This window comes from Paenibacillus sp. PastF-3 (assembly GCF_029893135.1).
Classification (GTDB): domain Bacteria; phylum Bacillota; class Bacilli; order Paenibacillales; family Paenibacillaceae; genus Paenibacillus_AQ; species Paenibacillus_AQ nitricinens.
Window position 1 is genome coordinate 524,878 of record NZ_JARXWM010000002.1, and the last position, 12,955, is coordinate 537,832.

The 12,955-nt window shown below is 43.8% G+C and carries 13 protein-coding genes; 2 read left to right on the forward strand and 11 right to left on the reverse strand.

Translation table 11 applies throughout. The features are described from left to right. Nucleotides 1-295 precede the first annotated feature (295 nt). From M2444_RS06410 to M2444_RS06440, 7 genes are all read right to left on the reverse strand, one after another. A complete protein-coding gene (locus M2444_RS06410) occupies nucleotides 296-904 on the reverse strand; it encodes a 50S ribosomal protein L25 (protein ID WP_179281591.1) in 609 nt (202 codons plus the stop codon). 211 nt (nucleotides 905-1,115) lie between these two features. Beyond that, nucleotides 1,116-2,081, reverse strand: a complete 966-nt coding sequence (locus M2444_RS06415) for an ABC transporter ATP-binding protein (protein ID WP_280786555.1) — start codon at nucleotides 2,079-2,081, stop codon at nucleotides 1,116-1,118. After that, nucleotides 2,074-3,057 (reverse strand): ABC transporter ATP-binding protein, encoded by a 984-nt coding sequence (locus tag M2444_RS06420; RefSeq protein WP_280786556.1) that lies wholly within the window; start codon nucleotides 3,055-3,057, stop codon nucleotides 2,074-2,076. Before M2444_RS06420 ends, M2444_RS06415 begins: the two co-directional genes overlap by 8 nt. 11 nt (nucleotides 3,058-3,068) lie before the next feature. Then, nucleotides 3,069-3,992 carry an oligopeptide ABC transporter permease gene (opp4C, locus tag M2444_RS06425; RefSeq protein WP_094870236.1) on the reverse strand — a complete coding sequence of 308 codons (924 nt, stop codon included), beginning with the start codon at nucleotides 3,990-3,992 and terminating at the stop codon, nucleotides 3,069-3,071. A 16-nt stretch (nucleotides 3,993-4,008) separates the two neighbouring features. Further along, nucleotides 4,009-4,962, reverse strand: a complete 954-nt coding sequence (locus M2444_RS06430) for an ABC transporter permease (protein ID WP_094870237.1) — start codon at nucleotides 4,960-4,962, stop codon at nucleotides 4,009-4,011. 60 nt (nucleotides 4,963-5,022) lie between these two features. Then, nucleotides 5,023-6,771 carry an ABC transporter substrate-binding protein gene (locus M2444_RS06435; RefSeq protein ID WP_280786557.1) on the reverse strand — a complete coding sequence of 583 codons (1,749 nt, stop codon included), beginning with the start codon at nucleotides 6,769-6,771 and terminating at the stop codon, nucleotides 5,023-5,025. 232 nt (nucleotides 6,772-7,003) lie between these two features. Next, nucleotides 7,004-7,906 (reverse strand): ArsR/SmtB family transcription factor, encoded by a 903-nt coding sequence (locus M2444_RS06440; protein WP_280786558.1) that lies wholly within the window; start codon nucleotides 7,904-7,906, stop codon nucleotides 7,004-7,006. Between the two features lie 809 nt (nucleotides 7,907-8,715). Between M2444_RS06440 and M2444_RS06445 the strand changes: the two genes are divergently transcribed. Continuing rightward, nucleotides 8,716-9,009 (forward strand): GNAT family N-acetyltransferase, encoded by a 294-nt coding sequence (locus M2444_RS06445; protein ID WP_042190028.1) that lies wholly within the window; start codon nucleotides 8,716-8,718, stop codon nucleotides 9,007-9,009. A gap of 83 nt (nucleotides 9,010-9,092) precedes the next feature. Further along, nucleotides 9,093-9,938, forward strand: a complete 846-nt coding sequence (locus M2444_RS06450) for a GNAT family N-acetyltransferase (RefSeq protein ID WP_094870240.1) — start codon at nucleotides 9,093-9,095, stop codon at nucleotides 9,936-9,938. A gap of 78 nt (nucleotides 9,939-10,016) precedes the next feature. Here the strand turns inward: M2444_RS06450 and M2444_RS06455 are convergent, their stop codons facing one another. The 4 genes from M2444_RS06455 to M2444_RS06470 all read right to left on the reverse strand — a co-directional run bounded on the left by M2444_RS06455 (nucleotide 10,017) and on the right by M2444_RS06470 (nucleotide 12,738). Continuing rightward, complete coding sequence (locus tag M2444_RS06455) at nucleotides 10,017-10,772, reverse strand: hypothetical protein (protein WP_143812133.1); 756 nt, start codon at nucleotides 10,770-10,772, stop codon at nucleotides 10,017-10,019. 25 nt (nucleotides 10,773-10,797) lie between these two features. Beyond that, a complete protein-coding gene (locus tag M2444_RS06460; RefSeq protein WP_094870242.1) occupies nucleotides 10,798-11,250 on the reverse strand; it encodes a flavodoxin in 453 nt (150 codons plus the stop codon). A gap of 169 nt (nucleotides 11,251-11,419) precedes the next feature. Beyond that, on the reverse strand, nucleotides 11,420-11,785 hold the full coding sequence (locus M2444_RS06465; RefSeq protein WP_076299603.1) for a VOC family protein: 366 nt from the start codon (nucleotides 11,783-11,785) through the stop codon (nucleotides 11,420-11,422). A gap of 92 nt (nucleotides 11,786-11,877) precedes the next feature. Continuing rightward, nucleotides 11,878-12,738, reverse strand: coding sequence for a helix-turn-helix domain-containing protein (locus M2444_RS06470; RefSeq protein WP_280786559.1), 861 nt, complete (start codon nucleotides 12,736-12,738; stop codon nucleotides 11,878-11,880). Nucleotides 12,739-12,955 lie beyond the last annotated feature (217 nt).

A 12,955-nucleotide genomic window follows, 5' to 3' on the forward strand; every position in this document is an offset into this window, starting at 1 on the left:
AGGGTAATGAGAGATCTTTGAAGCAAAATAAATAAAGCGTTTTCAAACAACGATAACAAGAACTTTTTGAATTCTTTACCATGGTAATTGTCCTCATTTTCAGCCTTTGCAACCTATTCGTCAACGATTTTATGTAAATTTTTAACTAAATGAGGCGAAATAACCATAAATTCCATTTAAGAAACCATACGAAAGACCGCAATTATTTTATTAATACGTGTTCACGAAGATAAAACAAAAAGAGCAGACAGCTCCTTGAGAAGGATCTATCTGCTCTTTTGATTCAATCCCTATTCTATTCTGCTTTATCTTCACCAGTAGCTTCGTCTGCAGCTGGTTCAGCAGCATCCTCATCTGTTGGCTCTTGAGCTGCTGGAGGCGCAACCCGGACAATCAAAGTGTCCTCAGGCGTCAACACTTCCCAGCCCTCATGCTTCGGCAGATCAGATACCAGCAATTGGTCACCAATATCTAGTCCGCTGATATCCACCTCAAAGGATGCCGTTAATTTATCTGGAAGTGTACGAATATCTAGCTCATGCAATTCAATTTGCTGCACACCGCCACTCTTCACACCTACTGGATCACCTGTAAAGTGAAAGGCTACTTTCGTATCCAATTTGGCTTTCATGTCGATCTGCTGAAAATCAATATGCAGCAGTTGTTTGGATACGGGCTGGCGCTGAATTTCTTGGATGACAACGTTCTTTTTACCTGAATCTGGCAATTCCAAGGTTAATACCGCCCGAGGGTTATTAGCCAAAATCCCGGTAATTGTCTTAGCATCCGCTGTAAAGGACTGGCTATCTGAACCTGCACCGTACACGACGACCGGTACAAAGCCTTTTCTGCGCTGTGAAGAAGTCGAGCCGGATCTTTCTGTCAAACGTACTGTTGTATTCACGATGATTCCTCCTAAGTAGGGATTTTATACTAGACCGATTAGATATGTACGTCTAACCTAACCACTCTCTAATTACCCCATTAACCTGGCTTTGAAACCCTTTTAAACTTTTTAAGCACAGGCAAAAATAAGGTCAAATTGTATTATTATACAATTCAACATTAATTATTCAAGACTTAGGATTGAATCATCATTATATCTCTGACAAAGCTCAGACCAAATGACAGGCTACAAAATGATTATTACCAGCATCGCGGAATACAGGAATCTCCGATTTGCAAACCTCTTGGGCATAGGGACAACGAGTATGAAATTTACAGCCAGCCGGGGGACTCACAGGACTCGGAATGTCCCCCTTAAGAACGATTCTTTCCCTTTTCAGCTTCGGAATAGGTATTGGAACAGCTGATAGCAATGCCTTGGTATACGGATGGAGCGGATTCTTAAATAATTCATCTCTAGAAGCCGTCTCCATCATAGATCCCAGATACATGACACCGATTCTTGAACATAAATGCTCCACTACACTCAAATCATGAGAGATGAACAAATAGGTTAGCCCACGGCTCTGCTGCAGCTTACTGAATAAATTAATAATCTGCGCTTGGATGGATACATCCAAGGCCGAGACTGGCTCGTCTGCAATGATTAGCTCAGGATTCAGCACAAGCGCACGCGCGATTCCGATCCGCTGCCGCTGCCCCCCCGAGAATTCATGCGGGAAGCGATCAATATGATAAGAGGATAAACCACATGCCTCAAGCGCCTCAAACACCCGATCACGAACCTCTGATTTTGAGCATAACCCATGATCCAGTAAAGCTTCTCCGATAGCATCACCTATGCGGACCCGAGGGTTAAGTGAGCTATAAGGGTCTTGAAAGATTAGCTGCATTTGCGGTCTGATCTTTCGCAATTCAGCGGGAGACAAAGAATGAATGTCTATCCCTTTGAATTTGATCTCACCTGCCGTTTTATCCGTTAGCCGTAAAATCGTCCGTCCGACCGTACTCTTTCCGCTCCCGGATTCTCCTACAAGCCCAAACGTCTCCCCTGGCTGAAGCGTGATGCTAATATCATCAACAGCCTTTACATGCCCAACCGTTCGGTTAAGCAATCCCTTAGTGACAGGGAAATATTTCTTCAGATGATTGACCTCAAGCAATGCCTCAGGCATGAACAACCGCCTCCTCATACAACCAGCAAGCTACCTTTTGTCTGCTGGCCACTTCTTTAAGCTGGGGCTGCTGGCTGGCACATACAGGCATGCAATGCTCACAGCGTTCATGAAAATAGCAAGAAGGTACCAGCTCAAGCGGATTTGGCACTTGGCCTGGTATGGAATACAGCTCATCCTGCCGCTGATTAATAACTGGCTTCGATTTGAGCAGCCCTTTCGTATACGGGTGTTTGGGATTGGTGAACAATTCAACAACTTCCCCCTCCTCCACAATCTTTCCGGAGTACATAACAATCACGTAATCAGCCATCTCCGCGACTACACCCAGATCATGGGTGATTAATAGAATAGACATGCCGGAGCTGTCTTTAATTTCACGAAGCATATCCAGAATTTGTGCTTGAATCGTTACATCCAGCGCCGTTGTCGGTTCATCTGCAATCAATAGCTTTGGACTGCAGGCGATGGCAATAGCGATCATTATCCGCTGCAGCATCCCTCCGCTCAGTTCATGTGGGTAACTATCTGCTATTTGTTCAGGGCGTGATATGCCTACCTGTTTTATCAGTTCAATTGCCCGGATACGTGCCTGCTTCTTGTTCATCTTCAAATGCACGATCAACGGCTCCATAATTTGTTCACCGATCTTAATTACAGGATTAAGAGAGGACATGGGCTCCTGGAAGATCATTGCAATCTCGTTGCCACGGATGGCTCGCAGTGTGTTTTTGTCCATTTGTAACAAATCTTCACCTTGAAAATCAATTTTGCCATGGACAACCTTGCCCCCTGGCTCTTCAACAAGACCCATGATGGACATCGCAGTTACACTTTTGCCGCAACCCGATTCTCCGACGATACAGACCGTCTCTCCTTCACGAACACGGAAGCTTACATCATCAACGGCTTTCACTTTTCCTTCTTCCGTGAAGAAGTATGTACTTAGACCGTCTATATTCATTAAATCACTCATGTGAGGGTCACCTACCTCTTCTGTTTAGGATCAAGTACGTCCCGGAGTCCGTCACCAAAGATATTGATCGCGATTACTGTCGCGAAGATGGATAGCCCAGGCGGAATCCACAGCCACGGCCGATCCTTAAAGTCGATCATATTATTCGCTGCATCAATCATATTGCCCCAGGTTGGCGTTGGCGGCATAACACCTAGCCCAAAAAAGCTAAGAACCGATTCACTCAGAATAGCGCCACCGATGTTGAGCGTTGCCATAACGATCAGCAGCGGGACAATGTTCGGCAGCAAGTGATTAAACAATTTACGCCGATCCCGAAGGCCTAATACTACGGCTGCTTGCATAAACTCACGTTCTCGCAGACTAAGCATTTGCCCCCGCACCATACGCGCCATACCCGGCCAGCTCACAATGCTAAGCATAAGCATAACAATATACATGCGATAATCCGTTGGAATTTTCCACTCTGATAACAATGCTCCAAAAATAAAAAGCAGAGGCAGACTCGGAACCGTCAATAACAGATCCGCAATCCGCATTATGATTTGATCAGCGATTCCACGGTAATATCCAGCTATGGCCCCCAAAAGAGCCCCGATAAACACCGAAAGCACCATGGATGCCAGTCCTACTGTCAGTGAAATGCGTCCTGCCTGCATCACCCGGGTCAGAATATCCCTGCCCAGCGCGTCGGTACCCAGCCAATGCTTCATATTAGGTGCTTTGTTCATCAATGCCATATTAATTTTGTTATCGGTATAGGGAGAGAACAGAGGACCTATAAAACAAAGCGCAAACATAAAAATCACTACCACAAACCCGGATACCGCCAGCTTGTTCTTTAACAATCTTCGAAGGGATTGCCGGAATAAAGAGGATTTTCCTTTGGTGGTCTGGGGTTTTGAAATCCCCGCTACATTACTTTGAACTGCCACGTCAGCTTCCTCCTCTCTATAGCCGAACTCTAGGATCGGCGATCCGGTACAAAACATCCGAAAGCAACGTTCCTATGACGGTAAGTATCGCAATAAACATCGTAAAGCCCATCAGTAAAGGATAATCCCTAAGCCCGAAGGACTGCATATACAGTTGCCCAATCCCCGGCCAATTAAATATTTTCTCAATAATCAGTGATCCGCCAAATAGCGCTGGAAGCTCGAAGCCAACCAGTGTAATCGCAGGCAATAAGGCATTACGCAAGGCATGTGTAAAAAGCACCTTACGCTCCCTTAGACCTTTAGCGCGGGCAGTACGGATATAATCCTGCTTTAAGACATCGATCATATTGCTCCGGAAATAACGCGTGAGCGAGCCTAATCCAAGGAGGGTCATAACAACAACCGGAAGGGTCATATGCATAACAATCTCCTTAAAGTACGCCAGACCCGTAGCGTTGCTGCCTGTAGTGATGATTCCACCCGGAGGCAGCCACTTGAGATCGACAGCCAGGATTTTAATCAGGAATAAGCCTATAAAAAATGACGGCAGCGACATGGCTGCGAATATTGCGATCATCACGAGTGTATCGAACCATGAATATTGCTTATAAGCTGAAATCACACCAATAATAACTGCAATCACCCACGTCAGAAACGTGGAAACGGCAGCCAGCAGAAAGGAATTCCAAATATAATCATTAAAAAGCTGAAGCACAGGCTTTTGCTGGGCTAAGGAATACCCGAAATCGCCATGCAGCGCATTTTTCATCCATACTCCATACCGTTCAAGCATCGGCTTGTTTAAGCCGTAGATCTCACGCAGCTCTGCTTTGCGCTCTGCCGTCAATTTAATATTTCCGGTTATGAAATCTCCCGGTGTTGAAGCATACAGACAGAAGATCAATAATGATGCCGCAAATAAGATAATGACCATATACAACAGTCTTTTCGATAAATAAGCGCTCATGACAGACTCCTTATGATTTGTCCCCTGCCCAAGAATATAGAACAGGGGACACTGTTTTATTTATTTCAGGCTCCAAGTTGGCAGACTGCCAGCAAGACCGATGAACGGGCTGACCGATAGATTCTCAATACGTCCGTTATAGGCGTATACAGTCTTTTTGTAACTTGTGAAAATAATAGGCAGTTCATCATTGAAGAGCTGGTACAGCTCTTTGTATACCGCTTTGCGGGCTTCAATATCTGTAGTTGCCAAAGCTTTATTGTATAACTTCAGGAATTTCGGATTGTCATAATCCGTGATCTCGCCATCAAAGAACTGCATGAACCCGTCAGACGGATCAGTCAACATACTTGTGGAGAAGGATACGAGGTCGTAATCCCCACCTTCTACCTTAGATACCAGTGAGTTAAAGTCTGCGAACACCTCAGGCTGGAAGTCGATACCCAGTGCTTCAAAATTCTCTTTCGCTACAGCGATGAAAATATCTGTGTTTTTACTCTTCGAACCAAGGTAATGAATGCTGAGCGGTTTGCCATCTTTTTCACGGATACCACCCGCTCCTACAGTCCAGCCGGCTTCATCGAGCAATTGTTTAGCTTTTTCCGGATCATATTTGTAAGGATTAATGCCTTCCTCCGTGTAAGACCAAGAGATTGGGGATGCCGGAATGTTCGCAATAGAACCTGCACCTTGTGCTGCATCCACATAAATACTCTGACGATCCAAACCGTACACAATAGCTTGACGTACAAGCTTATCCTTGAGCTGCTCATGCTTCAAATTGACTTGCAGGTATCCGTACGTGCTTGGAGTGTAAGGAATAATATTCACAAAGCCGAGCGCTTTCAGCTTCTCGATATTCTCGTCTGTTGCACTAAAAGAAGCGTAGTCTACCTCACCCGTTTCTACGAACTGCCATACATCGCCTTCCGTAGTTTTGTAGATGAAATGTTCTGTCTTTGGTTTACCTTTGAAATAATTCTCATTCGCTACAAAACGTACCTCTTGCCCCGGAATAAATTTCTCCAGCTTGTAAGGTCCATCCCCCAGTGGCTTCTCATGCAGCTTCTTGATGTATTCGAGATTTCCAAATGTATAGTCCTTGCCATAGTAAGCTTTAGACAATACATTCGAGCCGAGCTGTACCAGCGCTGTTGCGTTGGGCTGCTCAAGCGTAGCTGAGATCGTCTGTGGATCAATCACCTTAATCCCTTCTATCTTTGGAGAAGTACCTTCTTTATAGGCTTTGCCGCCTTTAATATTTAGGGATGGAAGCTGCGAGCTACCGTCATACGATTTGTCGTATTGGATCGTCCAAGTAAAGGCTACATCATCCGCTGTTAATGGAGAACCGTCGCTGAATTTCAAATCTTTTTGCAAATGGAACGTGTATGTAAGCTGATCGTCCGAAACATCCCAGCTCTCCGCAAGCTCCGGTGTTGGAATGCCTTTATCGTCTACAGTTACGAGAGATGCGTATAGCAGTGAGGATACATTGCCATCATAACCACTTTGCTGAAAATACGGAGTGAAAGCTCCACTTGGGTCCGTTAACCCTACGATAATGGTGTCTGTGCGTTTCTGTGCAACTGCTGGAAGTTTGGACAAATCAGTTGCGGTAAAAGGCTCGCTTAGCGCACCAGCAGGAATAATTTCTGGCGTAGTTGCTGCTTCCACATTAGTTGAATTGGACCCTTTAGCTGCATTGTTCGCGGACGAGGATTCGTTAGTACTGTTGTTAGCGCAAGCCGAAAGTAACAGTGAACCCGTAAGCAGTAATGAAGTGATTACAATCGCATTTTTTCTCATGTACCTATCTCCCTTTTCACTCTAATAGAATAATAACTATAATTCCTACCTGTTAAGTATGAATAACTTCTGATGTTCATTATAGAAAGGTTTTTAAGTTCTGTAAAGAGAGAACTTTAAAAAAATTCTCCACAAACAGAATTATGCAAATATTAAAAAAAACAAAAAAAGCCAAAACCCTCTCTGCATAAGAGAATTCTGACCTTCAGACCGTACAATTTTTTCGAAATCTTTATTTTAAATAATCAAAAAGCTGCTCATTCATCCGATGAATGCCTTCCAGACGCAGACTATATCCGGTGACATTCTCACCTTCAATATAGGCATGAAGCAAACCTGCACAGCGAAGATTAAAAATATGATCGTGAACGATCCCCTTCGAGATTCCTGCATGCTTTACAATTTCGGTAAACGTTTTGCGGCCACCGCTAAGGGCTTGGAGGATTTTCAGGCGGCTTTTTTCGCTTAGACTACGAATCGTTCTGTACATAAATGGTGAAATCTCTTCGTTCTCTATCGAAATCCAGGCCGCATAATGACAGATCGTTAATTCACCGTAGCAATAGATGATATTAGCAGGCTGAAAATGGTACTGTGGAATCAGAACGAGCTTCTTGAGCCCATCCGTAGGAATGAAGTAAAATCCGTTGGTCGTCTTGTTCACAAAATCAGCCGTTTCCAGTTCATTAAGCTCCATGTTCTTCAAATCTACATGCTGCTGTAATTTGCTTAGAATCGCAGGATTACATTGACTAAAGTACTGGCGGTTCCATTCGGAGAGTAAAAATACTACGCGATTACGGTAATTCTCCATATGGCTTGGAAAAACCTTTACATATTTTGATAAGGTCTCATATAACTCGCCAACAGATAACCCTTCAATCCAGTTCAACACACTGTCTACATCATCCTTAAATGGACAACAGTAAATGAGCAGATTCAACATTTTCCATTCATTATTTAGTTCGGTTTCTTTCAGGCGTGATAGCAGTTCTTGACTGAGGCTGCTCTCAATTTCTGTGACCCACGCCATTCCTAAATCAATCTTCTTATAGGATTTTTTGCACAAATAAGTATGTAAGCTGTTCAATAATTCATAAATGGACCTAAATTCAACCTCAACCTTGTATTCCACAATGATTCCTCCTGCTAGCGGTTCTTTTCAGTAGTGAGATATTCTCTTAATCTTATTGTATTATCCTGAGTATACGCAAGCTACTTTATAAACGGGAGTGTATAAAAATTCATTGACTGCTGATTGACTGCTCATTGACTGCCGTTTGACCGCAGAATTTCTGCGTATCTAACTTTAATTTAGGTTTGTTTGCGAGGTGTTCGTGCAAGGGGACTTCTACTCGTAAAATACAGCTAAGGGACATTTCAGTACGGTTGCATCGGGGATCTTAACCCATGCGATCAACCACCTAGTCATAGCGATTCCATCGGTAAAATATACTCGAACGAAGTTGCTATCGGACACAGTGGACCTTATACGCAGTATTCCCCTAATTTGTGCCTTTTCCTAAGGATAGCTGCAATGGAGTCCGAAAGCTCCAATGGATGATTATGATGACAGGAGTTTTGGACATGTTGAGGTCTCAAGGATTCCCATGTTTCCGGCAGTCCTGGATGTTCCTGCATCAGAGTGCCGGGAATGTCTGGCCCGCCTTACGTATCCAGCACACTAGCTTGTCCAGAAATTCCAGCCCCCACCTTCTCGGCTCGCCAAAAGTCACTCGATCGCGTCAGAACAAACATTACAAGCAACTGCCTCGAGTAACAAGAGCGCATTATTCACACCAGTAATCCTAACTTCCTCGATAAATCCATCTATGGAACGCCATCAAACATCCAGGGCGAGCAATCAATCTGCTTCGTTCCTCGCTTTTTGCAAATCGTGGTAGTAAAATATAGGCAATAACATTTTAGGAGTGAAGCCATAAGATGCAAATTCAAACTGGAACAGGACGTTTTTTTGTTGCGAATGACGGTAAGGACCTTGCTGAGATCACATACAGTTTGGATAAAGATGCTGGGGAATTGGTCATTGACCACACTCGTGTCTCTGAGGAACTGCGCGGTCAAGGTACCGGTGAAGAACTTGTACGGGCTGTTGTAGATAAGGCTCGAAATGAAAATTTGAAAATTGTTCCTGTGTGCTCCTATGCAGCTCATCAATTCGAGAAGCATCCGGAGTATAAGGACGTGCTGAGCGGAAACACAGGCGAGCGAGACTGATCTCCGTTCCCGTTTCCGTGAAGCTTTATTAACCTATTCGAACTAATACACTTAGTTCAAATACACATTAGGAGGAAACGGGTTTGACTACTACCGATACTTTGAGAAATATAGAAGAATTACAAGAACGCTGTGAGCAATATGACGGAATTTCACTGAAATTGAATTGGGATATGCTTCGCCAGCCATCAAGCGTAGGAGATACGGAATGGCTCGTGACTTATGAAGATGAATTACTCGTCGGCTTCTTAGGACTTTATGGATTCGGAAGCGATATGGAGGTCTGCGGCATGGTTCGGCCAGGCTACCGCCGACGGGGCATCTTCACCTCACTGTGGAACCGAGCGCAGACTATTATCCAACGGGGCAATGTCGCTACCCTACTTCTAAACGCTCCCGCTGCTTCGTCATCTGGTGTAGCATTCCTTCGAACACTACCACTACAGTTTAATCATGCAGAATACCAAATGAAATGGGGCGGAAATTCGGTTGCTTCTTCTGAAGCAAGCTCAGCCACAGGGACTGTGATCTTACGCCCTGCTCGTGAAGACGAAGCCCCAATTCTTGTTGAGCTGGATTGTGGAGGCTTTGATATAAAGACAGAAGATGCTGCCGAACTCTATGACCTGCAGAAACAGGAAGGCCTGCAAGAACATATTATGATCGAAATGGATGGACAACCTGTTGGTAAAATGCGGCTGTGGACCGAAGATAATGAAACCTGGATTTATGGATTTACTGTCAGCAAGAAGCTACGGGGGCTAGGCATTGGACGAAGTGCCCTTCTTCAAACGATCAAACGAGAACGTAAAAACTATAATGGAATTAATCTCGAGGTCGCTCTAGATAATCCCAATGCGCTTAAGCTATATGAAAGCTGTGGCTTTATCATTCAGAATAAGCAGGATTATTACCGTTATATCGGCTAATCCATAGAAATAAAGCCTCCTGTCTAATGGGCGTTTTCGCCTGTAGAGCAGGAGGCCTTATTTTATTATAAGAAGTAATCACATGAGCCCAAAGCCTCCAACATTAGCTTCGCCTCTATCATTTCTACGGTCACTACAGTTTAATGAGCCATCCGCGTGCACTTCCTGCTCCAGAAATACAGATAACAATCGAACATAATCCAAAGACTCCTTATACGGGACTGCATTTCCGTTGTAAGAGTATTTACGACCCTCTAGCAAGGAGTAGATTTCCACGGTCTCCGCAGGTTCACCGTAAGCCGCATAACAAAAGACGTTAGTCATATGCAAAAAGCCCGCAATTGTATCCTCATTGCCATTCACCATAAATTTCTGAATGTTCAGGCTTCGACCATTCTGAATAGAATTCCAAGCTAATTGAGTAATCATCGAAAGCTCCAAGTTCAGCTCCGGGACTGGCACATACCACTGCTCGTATAGCATAACCGGAATTTCCAGTAAATGATTGGTCGAAACGATACGCATTAGTTCATCCGCTATACTTGTCTTGATATCCCAATATTGCAGTAATGAAGGAAAAGCATCCCCTCTAGGCGGCCAACGACGCTCTAACAGAAATTGTATCGGTATCTCCCTTCGAACTTCAGGCAGCAAACTATAAAAGTCGTTAAGTGTATGCCCTACAGCATATTGAACCTGCTGGCGCCAGCGTGGGAGCCCGGTCGCTGGAGCTCCGCTTGATAAATTCTCGGCCCCACCAAGCATAATGTGCTCCACTCGATAATCATGCAGTCGTTTATATGGAGGCGTATGTAAATTCACTTGTTTCTTCATCCAACTTCCTGCTGGCCCGCCCATCCTATGATGCCACCATACAAGCTTCGATAAATTGACGACCGAATTGACGGCAGGCTTCTTTTTCAGCAGCGTTCGGGCCATATTCAATCTTAAGACTATCCTGTAATATCACAGCTCCACGTTCCTTTAACTTCTCCACGAATAAGTCCACGGCTCCACAATAAATCGCGTACCCTGTGTCTCCACTTCCAAAAACTGCTGACTTCATAGCAGTCAAATCAAGCTCATCCATCTCCTCATAGAAATCAAGAGCTTCATCTGGTATCTCTCCATCTCCCCAAGTATATGCTCCTAACAGAACGCCTTCATATGAATTTATCTCAACCGCATTACATTCAGTGACCGATTTCAAAACGGCTTCACCACCTGCTTGGCGTATTCCCTCTACAATCAACTCAGCCATTTCCTCAGTGTTTCCAGTTAGACTGGCGTATGCCACTAGCACTTTAGTCATCTTTCTGTTCCTCCCATTACTAAACATAAAATTTAAATGATGTGTGCTTCACCCCCATTCTATTTGATAATGATTATCATTGTCAAATGAATAAAATAAAAAAAACGCAAACTCCCGTTTAATCACACGGTTGATGTTTGCGTTCAATCCCTTTTTTGTTCAAAATGTTTTAGTATGCTCCTTCGAGCAAGGTAATGTGATTACCATCTGGATCGCGGAAATTCATTTCTTTCCCGCCATACGCCATCGTAACCGGTGGCTGACAATCCAGTCCCTTAGCCTTTAACTGCTCGTACGTCTCATCGAGATTATCGCAGCCGAATACTAAATTAACAAAGCCAGTTGTGAGCTTTTCCCATTTCGTCTCATCCCAAATGATGATTCCAGGCTGCTTCTTGTCGAATCCAATCTTTGCACCATCAAAATTGCCGTAGCCTTCGAACGGAATTGGAATCCCTAGCACCTCCGAATAAAATGCAGCCAACGCAGCAGTATCCTTAGTGTAGATGTTAGTACCTTCAAAAGACGAAATCATAATTTGTCCCCTTTCATTCTCATCATCATAGTATCCATTTCTTACTTGAGTTTAACAAGGCTAGCATCCTTTGTATTGCAAAAATGCGACATTTATCTGCCCGCATAGACTAAAGCCTCAAGTGGTGTTCTTCCTGCATATTTTTTAAAACTGTTTATAAAATGAGGCTGATGGCTGAATCCATAAGTAAAAATAAGATCCTGAATATTCTTCGTCTGCACAGGCAGTTGATACATTTCCCGCCATACATTCTGAAATCGCACAAGGTCAGCTGTTTTTTTAGGGGATACACCTACGTATTCTTGAAAAAGTCTTTCGAGTTGGCGTCTGCTTAGATTAGAGCTGGTTTCCAAATCCTCAGCTGTTACCACACCCTTTTGTTTAATTAGGGTATAAATTGCATTCATCATCCGATCATTAGTCCGTCCTCCACGCTCAAGACGCTGAAAAAGATATGCCTCAGCTGCTGCTATCCTTTCATTCATAGAATTTGCTTGTTCCAGCAGAAGTCCTAGCTCTTTTTTAAAAGTACAAAAGTACTGGTCCACATCTACAAATGCATTCAGGACATCCCGGAGATGGTCATCTGAAAAAAAATGAACGGCCCAGAAATGAAATCGGATACCAAAGGTTGAGATCATACCCTTCCCCCTGTCTGAAGGGACTTCAAAAGGAGCATCATTGATGCCGGAAAAAACGGTAGTTGTTAAGCCTGTCGATTCATTCAGATTCCAAATAATGTCCATGCATGTATCTGGAATAATGGTTTCCATTCGAATTTTGTAACCAGATGCCTTGTCCACTACGTGAACGGATGCCTCTGTAGAAATACGCGGTGTAACAGAGCCCCAGAAACAGCGAATATATGGCTGCAAAGCTCGACTAGGTAGAAATTCACTAGTTTGTGCTGGATTTGCAGTTATCGGGAAATATAGAGGTGCGAGATTGAACATAAGCTGCTATTCTCCGATCATAAATATTGTAAAGACTCTGGTATCTGATCATACACAATCATTGCTTGATCTGCCAGAATAATAGCTGTGAGCATGGAAATATTATACACATTATCTTCATTGGATAAAATAAGCAGAGTGTTGGGCTTGTGCTTATTTTGTTTGTAGCTATATGGTGAAATGATGTACAATAAAGGCTAAATGAATTTTTGAAGGA